Consider the following 16,696-nt stretch of genomic DNA (forward strand, 5'->3'; position numbering starts at 1 on the left):
GCCGCTACCTTGGTTAGAATGACCGCCTTGTTTACCTTCCGGCAGTTTCATGGAACAACCAGCATCAGAACACTCCCAGGATCCCCTGAGCCATTGCCTGCAACAGGTATTTGGTTATCGGGATTTCAGGCCCGGCCAGCGGGAGGTGATGACGCGGGTGTGTCAGGGTGAAGATTGCTTGGTGATCATGCCCACCGGTGGCGGCAAAAGCCTTTGTTATCAGGTCCCGGCATTGGTGTTGCCCGGTGTCACACTGGTGGTATCGCCGCTCATCTCCCTGATGAAAGATCAGGTAGACAGCCTTATTCAGTCCGGTGTTGCTGCTGCGTATCTCAATTCCTCCCAGCCGCGAGAGCAGGCTATAGAGGTGCTGCGCCAACTCAGGTTCGGTGAACTTAAGCTGCTGTATGTGTCGCCCGAGCGTTTGTTGCAGGGGGATTTTTTAAGCCGGCTTGATGAGCTGCATATCAGCATGTTTGCGGTGGATGAAGCCCACTGCATCAGCGAATGGGGCCACGATTTCAGGCCAGAATATGCGGCTCTGGGCCAGCTGAAACAGCGTTTCCCCCATGTGCCTGTGATGGCGCTCACCGCTACCGCAGATGAAGCAACCCGCGGCAGTATCTGCGAACGTCTTGGCATACAGCCATTCCAGCATCTTGCCAGTTTCGACAGGCCCAATATTCGTTACACAGTGGCCGAAAAGCTCAATGCAGCCAACCAATTGCGGCAATTTATTCAGTCGCAAAAGGGTGCCAACGGTATTGTGTATTGCAGCAGTCGTCGCCGGGTGGACGAGGTCGCCGAGCGGCTCAGACAACAGGGATTTTATGCTGAGGGTTATCATGCGGGCATGACTCAGGATGAACGGGCGAGCGTACAGGACAGGTTTCTGAAAGACCAAATCGATGTGGTGGTGGCCACAGTTGCCTTTGGTATGGGCATCAACAAGTCCAACGTGCGCTTTGTGGTGCATTACGATATTCCCAAGAGCATTGAGTCATACTATCAGGAAACCGGCAGAGCCGGTCGGGATGGCCTGGATGCCGAGGCTTTGCTGTTGTTTGACCCCGCCGATATAGGCCGGGTGCGGCATCTGATTGAACAGCAGGAACCAGGGCCTCAGCAACAGGTGGAGTTTCATAAACTGTATTCCATGGCGGCCTTTGCCGAGGCGCAAACCTGCCGCCGTCAGGTATTGCTGCACTACTTTGGTGAAGCAGCCAACGAACCCTGCGGTAACTGCGACATCTGCATCGACCCACCCAAACGCTACAACGGCACCGAAGATGCGCAAAAGGTGCTTTCGTGTATTTATCGGCTAAATCAACGTTTTGGGGTGAATCATCTCATTGAAGTCTTGCGGGGTTCCAAAGCCGCTTCCGTGGTAGACAGGGGGCACGACAAGCTTTCGACCTGGGGTATTGGTAAAGAGAAGAGCACCGAGTATTGGCTCAGTGTCACCCGTCAGCTTATTCACCTCGGACTCGCCAGCCAGGATATTACCCGTGGCTCGTCGGTGCGCCTGAACAGCGCAGCCAGACCCGTGCTGAAAGGTGAGGTGGCGCTGATGCTTGCCGAGCCTCGTCTTACCCTCAGTGATGTGCCGCGGAAGCGCACATCGAGTCGAACGCCGCAAAATTACGATCGTAAGTTGTTTGCCAGATTGAAGAATTTGAGGCGCACCATAGCCGAAGAGCAGGATGTGCCGCCCTATCTGGTGTTCAACGACGCTACCCTCGCCGAAATGGCGTGGATGCTGCCCAAATCCGAGGCTGAGATGTTGGCCGTTAACGGCGTGGGTGAGCGCAAACTGGCACGGTTTGGCGGTGAGTTTCTCGACGAGATAGCCGCTTACATCAGTGGGGATTAGTCGTCAGTGCACTGCGGGTCATGCCCCGGGTGGTGGCACGTTTCAGCAGGGTTTCTGAGGTATCAAATTGGTGCATGCTGGCCTGGCCAAGAAGAATTTTACTGTCTTGCCATGGCGCCAGCGCCGGACTGAGCTGCTGAACAACCAAATCGGCACCCTGATTACTGGTGTAGGGCAACAGGATTAATATTTCGTTGTCATTCAGCAGGTAGAGGCTGTCTGTTTCCCTGAGTCTGAGCTTCATTGCCGCGGTCAGGGTTTTTATTTCCTGAATATCCAGCGTTTTTACCCCCAGCAACAAAACCGACAATGAATGACCGCCGCGTTTGGCGTGCTGCATTGCCTGCTCCAGCCATTGAATGGGAGATTGGGGCACATTGTTCTCAGCGGGGCGACTTCGGCTGCTGAACTGTCTCATCATTTGCCACAGCACCAACGCCAGCAGCAAGGAAATCATTACCAGCATCAGGCTGTAAACCCAGCTTAAATTACTCTGCCCCGGAAAGGAGGACAAAGGATTGAGCTCCACTTCGGCCGTTATGCTGCGCTGCCCCAGGCGGGTATTGAGTTGCTGAATACGGGTTTGATTCATGAGACGGTGGGCTTGGATTGTTGCCTGAAGGCTTTTGTCCAGTGAATGGAACGCTTTATCGAATTGACCCTCAGACTCGTGGAATCTCGCAAGCTGCAGCTGGTATTTGGCCTGCTCAGGATAAAGCTGCAGTTGCTGCGCAGTAGCGATCGCCTGTGACATCAATCTTAAGGCTTCTGGGGGGTTATTCTTGGCAAACTCCACCTGCGCCAGCAATCCCTGTGCTCTCATGGCATAGCGCTGATTTTGTTGCTGAGTAAAGGTATTTAACGCGATATTCAGCAGGTCTTCAGCGATGTCAGGGCGACCTCTGGTCAGCTCAATGGCCGCTGTGCGACTGTAGCCAAGCGCCAACTCCAGGGGACTGCTCAGTTCCGGCAGTAATTGTCTGGCCTGAGCCAGGTAATCTGCACCATCCCCTTCCTTGCCCGCTGCAATGGCAATCTCGGCGGCATTGAGCAGTAATTCCAAACGAACTTTTCCCTTACTGTCTACGTGCTCGAGCCCAAGTTGGTTGTAATGGCTGGCTTGATCCAAGTCGCCTGTGGCCAGCATCAGCTGCCCCATGGCCCCATAGATCAACGGCTTGGGCGGCCATATCCAGTTTTGTTGCTGGTTTTGTATGCCTTCATACGCATCCAGCGCTACGCGCAGGTCTTCAATTGCGGAGGTGTAGTTTTGTGCTTCAGTATCCAGCTTTCCCCTTAACCTCAGCGCCTGTATCAACGCCTGGGGTTGTTGGTAGCGCTTGGCAAGGGTGACGGCGGTGTCCAGTTGTGGCAGTGCTACCTGCACATTGTTGTAACGGCTATAGGCATCGGCCAGACAAGCAATAAAGTAAGGTCTTGCATATTCAACCCCTTGCCGCTTGGCGGTAGCTTCGCCCATTTGAGCCAGATTGATGGCGGCCTCGTTATCTCCCTGCTGCAGCAGCAGTTCACACTTAAGCAGTTTGAGTCGCAGGCTGTTCAGCTCTGTGGCTGGAGTGCGTCTGAATTCCTCTTCCAGCAGCGCGATTTGGGACTTGGCTTCGGCCGGATACTGAAAAACCAGCGTCCCGATTTCATCCATTGGCTCCCGGGCGAGCACCAGCAGTGGCAAAAGCCACAGCAGCAGGCCGCAAATCCGGTGATGAAATCCCATAGTTCTCCAATAGCCAGCGACTTTTAAAGGGGGGACAGTATAGCAATGTTGCAGTCAATTTTGCATAAAGCTGACGAGACCTGCCTGCGGCAGGTATTCACTGTTATATCCTACATCGCTGATGTTGTGGATAATTTTTTAGGCACAGCTGAGTTCAAAAAGCCTATAAAACCGAAAGTAAGCCAGACTGAATTGACAGATGATGAAAAATTTGGGGGTTGACACTATTAAGAGGGCAAGTTACATATTAGGCACTCGCTTGGTTTTTACTCAGCATAAATATCTTATTTTTATGAATAGAATTGTTGCACTAATCAACCTCCTTCTTCTTACTCTCGCAATCCCTGCGCGGAGGAATTAGTGTCGCACGCTCGCTAGCCAAGCAAAGCCTTCACAAAACCCCGCGCCAACCACGCGGGGTTTTTTGTTTTCAAACACATGAGTTGTACAACGAGAACCGAATCGGTTCCATGGAGAATGGGAATGTCAGACAGAGTCATCATTTTTGATACTACCCTGAGAGACGGTGAGCAGGCGTTGGCTGCGAGTCTTTCGGTAAAAGAAAAATTGCAGGTGGCTCTGGCCCTTGAGCGTTTGGGGGTGGATGTGATGGAAGTGGGCTTTCCCGTTTCGTCTCCCGGTGATTTTGAATCAGTGCAAACCATTGCCCGCCACATTAAAAACAGCCGGGTGTGCGCCCTGTCGCGGGCGCTTGAAAAAGACATAGATGCTGCTGCCCAGGCTTTGTCTGTGGCCGAGCAGTTCCGAATTCACACCTTTATCTCCACCTCTAATATCCATGTAGAGAGCAAGCTCAAGCGCTCATTTGATCAAGTCCTGGAGATGGCCGTTGGCGCGGTGAAATACGCCCGCCGCTTTACCGATGACGTAGAATTCTCCTGTGAAGATGCCGGCCGCACACCGATTGATAATCTGTGCCGCATGGTTGAAGCCGCCATTAACGCCGGTGCCCGCACCATCAATATTCCCGACACCGTTGGCTACACAGTCCCCAGCGAGTTTGGTGGCATTATCCAGACCCTGTTCAATCGAGTGCCCAATATCGACCAGGCCGTGATCTCGGTGCACTGCCACGACGACCTGGGCCTGTCGGTGGCCAACTCCATCGCCGCAGTGCAGGTCGGTGCACGTCAGATTGAATGTACCGTGAACGGTATCGGCGAGCGTGCCGGGAATTGCTCGCTGGAAGAAATCGCCATGATTCTGGCCACCCGCAAAGACATGCTGGGTCTGCATACCAACATCAATGCCCGCGAAATTCACCGCACCTCATCGCTGGTGAGTCAGCTGTGCAACATGCCCATTCAGCCCAACAAGGCGATTGTTGGCTCCAATGCCTTTACCCACTCCTCGGGTATCCACCAGGACGGCATGTTAAAGGCGCAAAACACCTATGAAATCATGACGCCAGAGAGCATAGGTCTGAACCGCAACAACCTGAATATGACCTCACGCTCCGGTCGCCACGTGATTAAACACCGCATGGAAGAAATGGGTTATGGCGCTGGCGATTACGACATGGACACCCTGTACGCCGCTTTCCTGAAGCTTGCCGACAAAAAAGGGCAGGTGTTCGATTATGATTTGGAAGCACTGGCCTTTATGGAGGCGCAGGCCGAGGATGACGATCACTATGTGATGGAGCAATTGGTGGTGCAGTCAGACTCTACCGAAGGTAAGGCTACCGCTACAGTGCGCATGTCCGTTGGGGATGAGGTGATCACCGAGGCCGCTACCGGTAATGGCCCGGTGGATGCCGCCTATAACGCCATCGCCCGCGCGACCCATCGCACCATTAATATCAGCAGCTACAAGCTCGGTGCCAAGGGCGAGGGGCAAAATGCCCTGGGTCAGGTAGACATTACCGCCCGCTATGATGACCGTAACTTTCATGGTGTGGGTTTGGCCACCGATGTGGTTGAGGCCTCGGCACAGGCGCTGGTGCATGTCATGAATCTGACCTGGCGCGCCGACAAGGTGGCCTATTGTAAACAGCAGATGCAGCAAACCCGTGAGCTGGGCGGCGTGTAATGCCGTGTTTTTATGGCTTCATCCAACTATCAGCGAATTTAATTTAAAAAGTGTGTCAGGGAGTAGAGCAAAGCATGAGTTATCAGATAGCCGTATTGGCCGGTGACGGCATTGGCCCCGAAGTGATGGCAGAAGCGCGTAAGGTGCTGGCCGCAGTTGAGGCACGCTTCGACCTTAATATCGAATACAGCGAATACGATGTGGGCGGCATTGCCATCGACAATCATGGCTGTCCGCTGCCGGATGCCACCCTAAAGGGCTGTGAAGCGGCCGATGCCATCCTGTTCGGCTCTGTGGGCGGCCCCAAGTGGGAACATCTGCCACCCAATGAGCAGCCAGAGCGTGGCGCGCTGTTGCCTCTGCGTGGTCACTTCGAGCTTTTCTGTAATCTGCGCCCGGCCAGGCTGCACACCGGTCTTGAACATATGTCGCCCCTGCGCGCCGATATCTCAGCCCAAGGCTTTGACGTGCTCTGTGTGCGTGAGCTCACCGGCGGCATCTACTTTGGTAAGCCAAAAGGCCGTCAGGGCGAGGGCGAAGACGAAGAAGCCTTCGACACCATGCGTTACAGCCGCCGCGAAATCCGCCGCATCGCCAAAATTGCCTTCGAGGCCGCCCGTGGTCGTCGCGGCAAGGTGACCTCGGTGGATAAGGCAAACGTGCTGGCCTGCTCCGTGCTGTGGCGCGAAGTGGTGGAAGAAGTAGCCAAGGACTTCCCCGATGTCACCCTCGAGCACATCTATATTGATAACGCCACCATGCAGCTCTTGCGTCGTCCGTTCGATTTCGACGTGATGCTGTGCTCGAATTTGTTTGGTGACATCCTGTCGGATGAAATCGCCATGCTCACCGGCTCCATGGGCCTGCTGTCTTCTGCCTCCATGAATGGCTCAGGCTTTGGCCTGTATGAGCCCGCCGGTGGCAGTGCGCCGGATATCGCCGGCAAAGGCATCGCCAACCCGATTGCGCAAATACTCTCTGCCGCGCTGATGCTGCGTCACAGCCTCAAGCAGGAAGAAGCCGCCGCCTGTATCGAACGCGCCGTGGGTGCCGCTTTGGAAGCGGGCTTCTTAACCGGCGAGCTGCTGTCTGCGGACCAGCGTCACAACGCCAAATCAACCAAAGAAATGGGCGACTTTATCGCCAAGGCAATCCGGGAAGGTGTGTGATGGGAAAGACTCTGTATGAAAAAGTGTGGGACGCCCACCTGGTGGCCGAGCCTGCCGGTGAAGCGCCCATCATCTATGTAGACCGCCATCTGGTACACGAGGTGACCTCGCCTCAGGCCTTCAGTGGCCTGAAGATGGCCGGCCGCCCACTGCGGGCGGTGGAAAAAACCTTCGCCACCATGGATCACAACACCTCTACCAAGAGCGCCAGCCTGACGGCGTTAAGCCCCATGGCCCGCACTCAGGTTGAGACCCTGGCCGACAATTGCCGCGACTTCAATGTGCGCCTGTACGATATTCACCACCCCAATCAGGGCATTGTGCATGTGATGGGGCCTGAGCTTGGTATTACCCTGCCGGGCACTGTGATTGTGTGCGGCGACTCCCACACTGCCACCCATGGCGCCTTCGGTGCGCTGGCCTTCGGTATTGGCACCTCGGAAGTGGAGCACGTGCTGGCCACCCAGAGCCTGCGTCAGAACAAGGCCAAGACCATGAAAATCGAGGTGCGCGGCAAGGTGGCTGAAGGCATCACCGCCAAGGACATAGTGCTGGCCATTATCGGCAAAATCGGCATGGATGGCGGCACCGGCTATGTGGTGGAATTTTGCGGTGAGGCCATTCGCGACCTCTCCATGGAAGGGCGCATGACGGTGTGCAATATGGCCATCGAAATGGGCGCCAAGGCCGGTATGGTGGCCCCGGATGAAACCACTTTCTCTTATCTGGAAGGCCGTGAGTTTGCCCCCAGGGGCGATGCCTGGCAGCAGGCGCTGGCCGACTGGCGTGAGCTGCACACCGATGCCGATGCCGTGTTCGATGCCGAAGTGGTATTGGATGCCGCCTCCATTGCGCCGCAGCTGACCTGGGGTACAAATCCTGGCCAGGTCGTCGCCATCGATGGCGTGGTGCCAAACCCTGCCGATGAAACCAATCCCGTGGTGCGTACCGGCATGGAAAAGGCGCTGGCCTACGTAGACCTGACGCCGGGCACGCCGATGACTGACATCGCCATCAACAAGGTGTTTATCGGTTCCTGCACCAACTCCCGTATTGAAGACTTGCGTGCTGCCGCTGCTCAGGCCAGGGGCCGTAAGGTCGCCAGTGGCGTGACCGCCATCGTGGTGCCGGGCTCAGGCCAGGTAAAACTGCAGGCCGAGGCCGAGGGGCTGGATAAAATCTTCCTCGAAGCCGGCTTTGAGTGGCGTCTGCCGGGCTGCTCCATGTGTCTTGCCATGAACGACGACAGGTTGGACGCGGGCGATCGCTGCGCTTCCACCAGTAACCGCAACTTTGAAGGACGCCAGGGGCGCGGCAGCCGCACCCACTTGGTGAGCCCTGCCATGGCCGCTGCTGCTGCGGTTGCCGGTCACTTTGTCGATATTCGCGTTCACAGACCCCTGGAGGATTAATCATGCAGGCTTTTACTACCCACACGGGGCTGGCGGTGGCCATAGATTCGGCCAACATCGACACGGATCAGATCATTCCCAAGCAGTTTCTGTCCAAGGTGACCAAGGACGGCTTTGGTATTCATTTGTTCCACGACTGGCGTTATCTTGATGACGTGGGCGATACCCCAAACCCCGAGTTCAACCTCAACAAGCCAAGGTACAAGGGCGCCACTATTTTGCTGGCCCAGGAAAACTTTGGCTGCGGTTCCAGCCGCGAGCACGCCCCCTGGGCACTGGCAGACTTTGGCCTGCGCGCCATTATCGCGCCCACCTTTGCAGACATCTTCTACGGCAATGCCATTAACAATGGTCTGCTGCCGGTACGCTTGCCGCAAGCGGCTGTGCGTCAGCTGATAGACGAAGTGGAAGCCAATGAAGGCGCCGAGGTGACTGTTGATCTGGAAAACCTCAAGGTGGTGTCGCCCTCGGGCGCTGAGTTCGGCTTTACCCTGGCTGAGTCTGCCCGCCAGAATCTGCTCAAGGGCCTGGATGCCATAGGTCTGACCCTGGCCCATGAAGCGGCCATCAGCGAATACGAGTCACGTATTCCTGCCTGGCGTCGCTGAACCGACAGCTGACAGATTTCGGCGTACAGCTGTAACAGCCATTTCGATATACGGCCATTTGCAACCTTCGCGGGTTACAAATGGCCGTTTTTTATTGTTGCGATTCATTGGTAGTTTATTGATTTTTATGAATTTAAGCCTCTGCTTAATCCAGTTTGAGTTTGCCGGACTAAATTTACCAGTGATTTATGCTGAAAATTGACGTTGTTTTTAGCTTACGCCTGTTTCCATGTGTATCTGTAACTAAGTTGATTTAAAACATGGCTTTATGTGTTAATCTAGCTTTGGTTTTTATCCGGTGTTGCGAACGTTCTCGCGCTTTTTCGTGCTGTTTTTCTGTTTAAATCTGTGATCCAGGTCATTTCGTCACTCCACTTCTTTGCTTGTTGTAGTTGAATTCGCTGTTTTGCGGCTTTTGGTTGCAAAGATCTTCTGTATGAATACACTGCCATGCACTTGTTTCGAGTGAATGCTCTATTTGCCGAACACAAAATCAATAACATCAGCAGAGAATGATAATGAAAAAGAGTGTACTGACTTTTGCCGTATCAGCGGCTCTTATGGGGATTACGACTCAGGTTAACGCTGCCGGTTTCCAGCTGGCCGAGTATTCTGCCACCGGTCTTGGCCGTGCCTTTGCCGGTGAAGCGGCGATGGCGGACAACGCCGCAGCTCAGGCCCGTAACCCTGCCATGCTGGCGTACCTGAGCGGTCGTCAGGTGTCTGGCGGTGGCATCTACGTGGCTACCGAAGTAGACGTGACAGGCGATGTGCATATTGCTTCTCCTGTACTGGGTCCTCAGGGCGTGACGCTGAATGCCGACGCCTATGACGTTGCCGACAGCGCCCTTATCCCTAACTTCTATTACTCAAGCCAAATCAACGACAACTGGACCTGGGGTCTGGCAGTGAACTCCAACTACGGTCTGGCCACCGAGCTGCCTGCCACGCACGCGGCCTCCTTGTTCGGCCATCACACTGAAATCACCACGGTTGAGTTCAACCCCAACATCGCTTATCGCCTGAACGATGCCGTAACCCTGGGTGCCGGTGTTCGCATTGTATATGGTGACGGTAGCATTGGTGCCGCCACACCTTACTGGGTGGGTGCCATCAAGGCCAATCCTAACCTGCCACCACAAATTGCCGCGCGTCTGCCTGAGCCTGGTACCGTGCTCAAGACCATGGAAGGCGACGATGTGAGCTATGGCTGGCAAGTGGGTGGTAGCTGGCAGCCTTCTGAAAACCACAGATTCGGCCTGGCCTATCACAGCGGTGTAGAGCTGGAGCTGTCCGGCACAGCTGGCGGTCTTATCTACACAGGTGGCCAGAACCTGGATATCGACGGTTATCTGCCATTGGAGCTGCCAGCCTTTGCCGAGCTGTCTTCTTTCCATCAGCTGAGTGACGATGTGGCGCTGCACGCCAGCGTTAACTGGACCCAGTGGAGCGTGTTCGACCGTCTGGTGGCTTACTTCCCCGGCGAAACCAAGCCTGTGGGTGGCATCGAGTCAGATCTGGTGAAAGAAGAGAACTTCAAGGACAACTGGCGCGTTGCCGTAGGTTCTACCTGGAACGTGAACAAAGACTGGACCGTCCGCAGCGGCTTTGCAGTTGACCGCACTGCCGTGGATGATGAGTTCCGTACCACCACCATCCCTGACTCCGACCGTTTGTGGTTCAGCCTGGGTGCCGGTTACCGCGCCAGCGAAAACCTGACTGTGGATATGGCCATCACCTATATTCGTGCCCACGGTTTCGCGCCTATTGATGAACATCAGGACCTGGCCGGTCTGGCTCAGGTGAGCTTTAACGGTGAAGCGGGTGGCAGCGTGTGGCTGGCCGGTGTGCAGTTAAGCTATAAGATGTAATAGCGTGTTTGAAAAAAGCCCCGCCCGTGCGGGGCTTTTGCTTGCGCCAATATCTTGTATAGTGTTGCTTTTGTGACAGTGTGTTTACGCTGCATACAGGCTAATTCCGCAAAACAAGAGGTGTTCGATGAAACCCGCTTTCCTGCTCGCTGCTCTGCTTTCTATTCCTGCCGCTGCCCAGGCTTCTCCCGAAGCCGTGGTGCGTGAGTTTCTGGCAGGGTTCAATCAACAGAATGTGGCTCAGATGCTGGCCCAAACAAACCAAGCCGTGTATTGGAACCATATCAAAGGCCAAAAGGTGGACACCAAGGCCGAGAGCCAGACCGAGTTTGGTGCGGCACTGCAGGACTATTTTGAGTCTCTGCCCGGTGCGCATGCTGAAATACTGTCGCTGACCGTGTCCGGTAGCTACGTCAGTATTCTCGAACAGGTCAGTTGGAACCTCGATGGTGAAATCAACAGTCAGTGCTCTATTGGTGTGTATGAGCTGGTGGGCGAGAAGATTTCGTCTATCTGGTATTACCCAGCCCATGGCTGTGAGCCCAGAGATGCTGTGATGGAAGACGCACCTGAAGTACTGACACAAGAATAAAAGGACTGCCCAGTGGACAAGCAATATGTGGTTGCGCTGGATCAGGGCACAACCAGCTCCCGCGCCATTGTTTTTGACAGGGATGCCAACCTGGTGGCAGTGTCGCAGCGTGAATTCACCCAAATTTACCCCAAGGGCGGCTGGGTTGAGCACGATCCCATGGAAATCTGGGCCTCCCAGAGCTCGACTCTGATTGAAGTCCTGGCCCGAGCCGGTATTCACAGCGACGAAGTGGCTGCTATCGGTATCACCAATCAGCGTGAAACCACCATTATCTGGGACAAGCACACGGGTAAACCTGTGTGCAATGCCATTGTATGGCAGTGCCGCCGCAGCGCCGCCATTTGTGAAGCGCTTAAAGCGCAGGGTTTGGAGCCGCTGTTTCGCGATAAAACCGGCCTCCTGCTCGACCCTTATTTTTCCGGCACCAAAATCAAATGGATCCTCGACAATGTGCCCGGTGTGCGTGAGCGTGCCGACGCGGGTGAGCTGCTGTTTGGTACTGTGGATACCTGGCTGGTGTGGAAACTCACTGAAGGCAAGGTCCATGTAACCGACCCCACCAATGCTTCGCGTACCCTGATGTACAACATCCACAGGGGCGAATGGGACCCAGAGTTGCTGAAAGCACTGGATATTCCAGCCAGCTTATTGCCCGAAGTGAAGTCGTCTCAGGCGGTGTACGGCACTACCCGTATCGCCGGTGAGGGCACCGAAATTCCGGTGGCGGGCATGGCTGGCGATCAGCAGGCGGCGCTCTTTGGCCAGCTGTGTGTCGAGCCCGGTATGGCCAAGAACACCTACGGCACCGGCTGCTTTTTGCTGATGAATACCGGTAAGCAGGCGGTGAAATCAGAGCATGGCCTGCTGACCACCATTGCCGTGGGCGATGATGGTGATATCAGCTACGCGCTGGAAGGGGCCGTGTTTATGGGCGGCGCCACAATTCAATGGCTTAGGGACGAGCTGGGGCTTATCCGCGATGCCAGCGATACCGAATACTTCGCCTCCAAGGTGGACGACACCAATGGCGTGTATCTGGTGCCTGCCTTTGTGGGCCTGGGCGCCCCTTATTGGGACCCGGATGCCCGTGGCACTCTGGTGGGACTGACCCGGGGCGCCAACCGCAATCACATCATCCGGGCAGCGCTGGAGTCCATTGCCTACCAAAGCCGTGATTTACTGGATGCCATGAGTAAAGACAGCGGCGTGGCGCTTAAGCAACTTAAAGTGGATGGCGGGGCGGTAGCCAACGATTTTCTGATGCAGTTTCAGGCGGATATCTCGGGAGTTGAGGTTCTGCGCCCAGCGCTCACCGAAACCACCGCTATGGGAGCGGCATTCCTCGGTGGCCTCGCCGTTGGTTTCTGGTCCTGTGTGGATGAAATACGCCATAAAAGCGGCATCGACAGGCGCTTTGTGCCTTTGATGGATGACAACGAAAGAGCGGCTCTATACCTTGGATGGCAAAATGCCGTGCGCCGCAGTCTGAGTCACTGATTTTAAAACGCCATTAGCCCGCGGCTAAACCTCAATATCGATATGACTACCAGTGCGGCGGGCGCGCCGCTCTACTGCGGGCTTGTTGACACTTTCCCTGGGCTTGGGTTGGCCGTTGTTGTCATCAGCCTGACCCTGTTTGTGAGCAATGTCCGGCGGTAACTGAGACTGAGGGGCCTCGTGGCTATCCTTATCGATAGCCGTATCATTATCCAGCTGTTTTACCCGGCGACTCCGCTCCAGCGTTGCCTTTACCGGTCTTGCCAACATGGCATAGATGCTGTCCAATCCACTCATTCCCGCCTCCTGTGCTTCCTGCACTGGTTATCGGCATGTTCTGCCTAATATTTAGACATTTTCGTTGCCACCGGGTTCGGATATCTGGCACTGCTTATGCCAATAGCGCTCCTGGACTTTGTTAGCGAGCCTCACACGGCCTGTATAAGCGCCATGTTGGCAAGCGAGGCGATACCCCTGTTCCACTTTCTCCCCAAGACGCTTGATATCGGCCTCGGTGGCCGCGGGTGGAGTGTCAATAAAGACCAGGGTGCAGAGACCGCAGCTGCCTCCGCCGCCGCATTGAGTTGGTAATAAGGGGCTATTGGCATTGATGGTTTCAAGGAGTGAAGGGCCGGCACAGAACTGACCCAGTTCGTTACCATTAAGATCAAACACGCTAAGGTATTGGCTATTGGCGTCAGCTTTGCGCAACCGGTAAAACCCTGCCTGCCAGCGCTGCCACACGACCAGGGCGCCCGTGAATACCATCAACAATGTCAGTAACGCAAAAATGCGGATCCCGAGATGGTTAAAAGCAATGCCATTACCCGGTGCATAGTCCATAAAGTGCAGCATCAGCAGCAGCTCTTTAAGATCAGAACCTATGTCTTTATGGGCCAGGAGTTTGCCACTGTCGGCATCGACCAGCACGCGGGTGTTCCTGTCGTTGTAGGCCTTAAACAAGGCGACTTTGACCGATGCGGGAAATCCTGTTTCATCGCCGGGCAGATACTGAGGCTGTTCCTCCAGGGGTAAATTGATGCTGGCGGCAGCTATCTGGCGAAGCAGGGGCTCGTCCAGCACCATAGGTGTCAGAGTATCCGCCCATAGACTCAGGCTCTTTTCCCCCAACATTAAACGATAAACTGGCCTGGATAAGATGCTGTCGAGGCGGATTTCGGTGACTTGTGCAGGTAGGGAGACCGCATTGGCATGGAAGTGGTGCGGCGGACTCTGCGGTTGGCCAATCTCTGTTAAGCGATACCGATTTGAGTCCAGATACTCTTCATCAATCAGGCTCAGCGCCAGGCCGGAACCGATCCACAACAGCATTTGCAGACCACACAAGGCCGCAAGATAAAGATGCCATTTTAGCCAATTCATGCCTTGCCCTCCGGCTTTTTGCTTTTAGAGGTGGGCTTTAAGCTGCGCCACGCCAGTACTGAACCTGTAAGGGCCAATAACAAGGCCAGCAGTGACGCGATGCGAAGCAGATTATTGTGGATATTGTCCCGCTCGGCGTAATCCATGATGTGCAGCATCCACAGGAAATCAAACAAGCGCCAGCCGTCGTACCGCTTACCCACAAGCTCCCCGGTATTGGCCGAAAAATAAAGACTGGGTGACAGAGGTGCATCAAAATCAACACGATACAGAGGTAAGAGCCGCGGGCTCATTTCTGCGGGGGCCTGCTCCTCATAGAGGCTCACTTTGGCAATGGGATCATTACTTGTATATACAAGTGTGGCGAGCGTCCTGATTGAGGCTTCATCCGGTGGTGTTAGCGGCTCACCTGTCTTGGCGTTAATGGCCTGGGCGATGCCACCCTCTTTAAAGAAATACACCGGACCTTGCGGGGTTTGCTTCAGGCGTATGTGCATGGCACTTGGGAAGTCGGCTTTTACACTGGCAAAGGTCAGTCGTACCTGGGCATGGTCGATAGGGAGCAAAGGTTCGGCAACCAGATGATCACCGTGAATATCGTCTATGTCGGTCAGCACCATATAGGCGCCGCTGATGCACCAGAGCAAGACTTGTATCCCTATCAGTGGTGCCAACAACCGGTGCCAGCGTCGAACTTGTGTGATGGATGCCATTAAAGGAGGTTAATCAGTCGAAGGTGTCACGCATCTTCACAGATTTGTGGGAGCCAGTTCAAGGTTGAAAATCCACCTTTTGTTTCTAAAAAGGGACAGCACCTCACCATCTCGGGAAGATTATTAAAAATTCACTGGCATTTAATGTGTGTTTTTTCCACTGTTTAGCAATTTTTTGCCACTTTTCTCCACGCGAACAACAAAGTTTAAACTTCGCGCGAGGCCGCTTGCCGTCTGGATTTATCGCTGTTTTGTGCCCTTGACATAGGTTGCGCACTGTCCCTACACTTAGCAATTGTGGGAAATTGTGGATCTTTGTGGATCAGGCAACCTCAGCAGGGGAAACAGACGACGGTGTTTAAAGGGGCCAGTGCAATCAATCTTGATGCCAAAGGACGGATCGCGATTCCAACGCGATACCGCGAACCCCTGTTGTCTGCTCATGAGGGCAAGTTGGTCATCACGGTGGACATTCAGGCGAGTTGCCTGCTCATCTACCCGGCCGACGAATGGAGCCTGATTGAAGCCAAGTTACTGAAACTGTCCGATACCCAGCCCACAGAACGTGCGCTTAAGCGGATGTTACTCGGCTATGCCCACGAGATAGAAATGGACGGCAATGGCCGCTTGCTGTTACCGCCCCCTTTGCGTCAGTACGCTCAGCTGGACAAGAAAGCCATGCTGGTGGGGCAACTGAACAAGTTTGAGTTATGGGACGAAGCCCAGTGGCAGGCTCAGATCCAAAGCGCACAGGATGTTATCCGCAGCGAGGATCTGGCAGCCAATGAGCGTCTTGCAGATTTTTCGCTCTGATGAGTGAACCCAAGGATATAAGAAGAACGCGATGAGCCAGGATTTTGCCCATTTATCCGTACTGCTTGCTGAGACCGTTGACGGGCTCAATATTCGGGCTGACGGCATTTATATCGACGGTACCTTTGGCCGTGGCGGGCATTCACGTGAGGTATTGTCGCGTCTGGGAACTGATGGACGCCTGATTGCCATCGACAGAGATCCTCAGGCCATCAAGGCTGCAGAGCAGTTTGCAAACGACAGCCGCTTCCAGATTGTACACGGCGGCTTTGGTCAGCTGGCTACCTACGTCGAAGAACTTGGCCTGGTTGGCAAGATTGATGGGGTCCTGCTGGACTTGGGCGTTTCCTCTCCGCAGCTTGACGATGCAGAACGGGGTTTCAGCTTTTTGCGCGACGGTCCACTGGATATGCGCATGGATAACTCCCAGGGCGAAACGGCGGCCCAATGGTTGGCCCGGGCTGAAATCGAAGATATGGCGTGGGTGTTTAAAACCTATGGCGAAGAGCGTAATGCCCGCCACATCGCTCGCTGTATCGCGGCCGATAGAGAAAAAACGCCTTTTACCCGCACCAAACAACTGGCAGACCTGATAGCCAGAGTCGCCAAAAGTAAAGAGCGTAACAAACACCCGGCTACCCGCGTTTTCCAGGCAATCCGCATCTACATCAACAGTGAACTTGAACAGATCGATCAGGCATTGGAGGGGGCGCTCAAAGTGCTCGCTCCCCACGGCCGTCTGTCCATTATCAGTTTTCATTCACTGGAAGACCGTATCGTGAAGCGTTTTATCCGCCGCCACAGCCAGGGTGAAGAGTTACCCCATGGTTTGCCTGTCACCGAGGCGCAGTTGAACAAGTCGCGCACTCTGCTGCCCGTGGGGAAAGCCATGAAGCCGTCGGATGAAGAGATTGAACAAAACGCCAGAGCGCGCAGCTCGGTACTGAGAGTGGCAGAGCGCCTGCCATTCTGAGG

The 16,696-nt window shown here is 54.8% G+C and carries 14 protein-coding genes; 10 read left to right on the top strand and 4 right to left on the bottom strand.

All coding sequences use genetic code 11. From position 1 onward, the window contains the following. Window positions 1-49 precede the first annotated feature (49 nt). The gene (recQ, locus tag K0H79_RS01695; RefSeq protein ID WP_220077096.1) at window positions 50-1,873 is read left to right on the top strand and encodes a DNA helicase RecQ; all 1,824 of its coding nucleotides are present in this window, start codon (window positions 50-52) and stop codon (window positions 1,871-1,873) included. On the opposite strand, the gene K0H79_RS01700 is transcribed toward recQ, so the two are convergent. Next, window positions 1,860-3,608 carry a hypothetical protein gene (locus tag K0H79_RS01700; protein WP_220077097.1) on the bottom strand — a complete coding sequence of 583 codons (1,749 nt, stop codon included), beginning with the start codon at window positions 3,606-3,608 and terminating at the stop codon, window positions 1,860-1,862. The genes recQ and K0H79_RS01700 overlap by 14 nt on opposite strands. A gap of 483 nt (window positions 3,609-4,091) precedes the next feature. On the opposite strand from K0H79_RS01700, the gene leuA reads away from it, so the two are divergent. From leuA to glpK, 7 genes are all read left to right on the top strand, one after another. Continuing rightward, window positions 4,092-5,660, top strand: a complete 1,569-nt coding sequence (gene leuA, locus K0H79_RS01705; RefSeq protein WP_220077098.1) for a 2-isopropylmalate synthase — start codon at window positions 4,092-4,094, stop codon at window positions 5,658-5,660. 74 nt (window positions 5,661-5,734) lie between these two features. Then, a complete protein-coding gene (leuB, locus tag K0H79_RS01710) occupies window positions 5,735-6,829 on the top strand; it encodes a 3-isopropylmalate dehydrogenase (RefSeq protein ID WP_220066456.1) in 1,095 nt (364 codons plus the stop codon). Continuing rightward, window positions 6,829-8,241, top strand: coding sequence for a 3-isopropylmalate dehydratase large subunit (gene leuC / locus K0H79_RS01715; protein WP_220077099.1), 1,413 nt, complete (start codon window positions 6,829-6,831; stop codon window positions 8,239-8,241). Before leuB ends, leuC begins: the two co-directional genes overlap by 1 nt. Before the next feature lie 2 nt (window positions 8,242-8,243). Then, window positions 8,244-8,849: a 3-isopropylmalate dehydratase small subunit gene (gene leuD, locus K0H79_RS01720; RefSeq protein WP_220077100.1), complete on the top strand. Its 606-nt coding sequence runs from the start codon at window positions 8,244-8,246 to the stop codon at window positions 8,847-8,849. A 518-nt stretch (window positions 8,850-9,367) separates the two neighbouring features. Then, complete coding sequence (locus K0H79_RS01725) at window positions 9,368-10,720, top strand: outer membrane protein transport protein (protein ID WP_220077101.1); 1,353 nt, start codon at window positions 9,368-9,370, stop codon at window positions 10,718-10,720. Window positions 10,721-10,847: 127 nt separating this feature from the next. Beyond that, a complete protein-coding gene (locus K0H79_RS01730) occupies window positions 10,848-11,312 on the top strand; it encodes a nuclear transport factor 2 family protein (RefSeq protein ID WP_220066460.1) in 465 nt (154 codons plus the stop codon). 12 nt (window positions 11,313-11,324) lie between these two features. Beyond that, window positions 11,325-12,812, top strand: coding sequence for a glycerol kinase GlpK (gene glpK, locus K0H79_RS01735; protein ID WP_220077102.1), 1,488 nt, complete (start codon window positions 11,325-11,327; stop codon window positions 12,810-12,812). A 24-nt stretch (window positions 12,813-12,836) separates the two neighbouring features. Here glpK and K0H79_RS01740 read toward each other — a convergent pair whose 3' ends face one another. Genes K0H79_RS01740 through K0H79_RS01750 form a run of 3 tightly spaced genes read right to left on the bottom strand, consistent with a single transcriptional unit; the run spans window position 12,837 to window position 14,842 of the window. After that, window positions 12,837-13,109, bottom strand: a complete 273-nt coding sequence (locus K0H79_RS01740; protein ID WP_220066464.1) for a hypothetical protein — start codon at window positions 13,107-13,109, stop codon at window positions 12,837-12,839. A 51-nt stretch (window positions 13,110-13,160) separates the two neighbouring features. Further along, entirely contained in the window at window positions 13,161-14,195 is a 1,035-nt protein-coding gene (locus K0H79_RS01745; protein ID WP_220077103.1) for a PepSY domain-containing protein, read from the bottom strand. Beyond that, the gene (locus tag K0H79_RS01750; RefSeq protein WP_258405455.1) at window positions 14,192-14,842 is read right to left on the bottom strand and encodes a hypothetical protein; all 651 of its coding nucleotides are present in this window, start codon (window positions 14,840-14,842) and stop codon (window positions 14,192-14,194) included. The genes K0H79_RS01745 and K0H79_RS01750 overlap by 4 nt, the downstream gene beginning before the upstream one ends. 420 nt (window positions 14,843-15,262) lie before the next feature. Between K0H79_RS01750 and mraZ the strand changes: the two genes are divergently transcribed. Beyond that, the gene (gene mraZ, locus K0H79_RS01755; RefSeq protein WP_220077105.1) at window positions 15,263-15,721 is read left to right on the top strand and encodes a division/cell wall cluster transcriptional repressor MraZ; all 459 of its coding nucleotides are present in this window, start codon (window positions 15,263-15,265) and stop codon (window positions 15,719-15,721) included. Window positions 15,722-15,752: 31 nt separating this feature from the next. Beyond that, complete coding sequence (gene rsmH / locus K0H79_RS01760; RefSeq protein ID WP_220077106.1) at window positions 15,753-16,694, top strand: 16S rRNA (cytosine(1402)-N(4))-methyltransferase RsmH; 942 nt, start codon at window positions 15,753-15,755, stop codon at window positions 16,692-16,694. The last annotated feature ends 2 nt before the right edge of the window (window positions 16,695-16,696 follow it).

The sequence above is a fragment of the Shewanella sp. FJAT-52076 genome, from assembly GCF_019457455.1.
GTDB lineage: Bacteria > Pseudomonadota > Gammaproteobacteria > Enterobacterales > Shewanellaceae > Shewanella > Shewanella zhangzhouensis.

Coding starts and splice junctions, on each gene's coding strand:
- K0H79_RS01740 (WP_220066464.1), bottom strand. CDS start 13,109: ATGAGTGGATTGGACAGCATCTATGCCATGTTGGCAAGACCGGTAAAG.
- K0H79_RS01700 (WP_220077097.1), bottom strand. CDS start 3,608: ATGGGATTTCATCACCGGATTTGCGGCCTGCTGCTGTGGCTTTTGCCA.
- recQ (WP_220077096.1), top strand. CDS start 50: ATGGAACAACCAGCATCAGAACACTCCCAGGATCCCCTGAGCCATTGC.
- leuD (WP_220077100.1), top strand. CDS start 8,244: ATGCAGGCTTTTACTACCCACACGGGGCTGGCGGTGGCCATAGATTCG.
- K0H79_RS01730 (WP_220066460.1), top strand. CDS start 10,848: ATGAAACCCGCTTTCCTGCTCGCTGCTCTGCTTTCTATTCCTGCCGCT.
- rsmH (WP_220077106.1), top strand. CDS start 15,753: ATGAGCCAGGATTTTGCCCATTTATCCGTACTGCTTGCTGAGACCGTT.
- leuA (WP_220077098.1), top strand. CDS start 4,092: ATGTCAGACAGAGTCATCATTTTTGATACTACCCTGAGAGACGGTGAG.
- K0H79_RS01725 (WP_220077101.1), top strand. CDS start 9,368: ATGAAAAAGAGTGTACTGACTTTTGCCGTATCAGCGGCTCTTATGGGG.
- leuB (WP_220066456.1), top strand. CDS start 5,735: ATGAGTTATCAGATAGCCGTATTGGCCGGTGACGGCATTGGCCCCGAA.
- K0H79_RS01745 (WP_220077103.1), bottom strand. CDS start 14,195: ATGAATTGGCTAAAATGGCATCTTTATCTTGCGGCCTTGTGTGGTCTG.
- leuC (WP_220077099.1), top strand. CDS start 6,829: ATGGGAAAGACTCTGTATGAAAAAGTGTGGGACGCCCACCTGGTGGCC.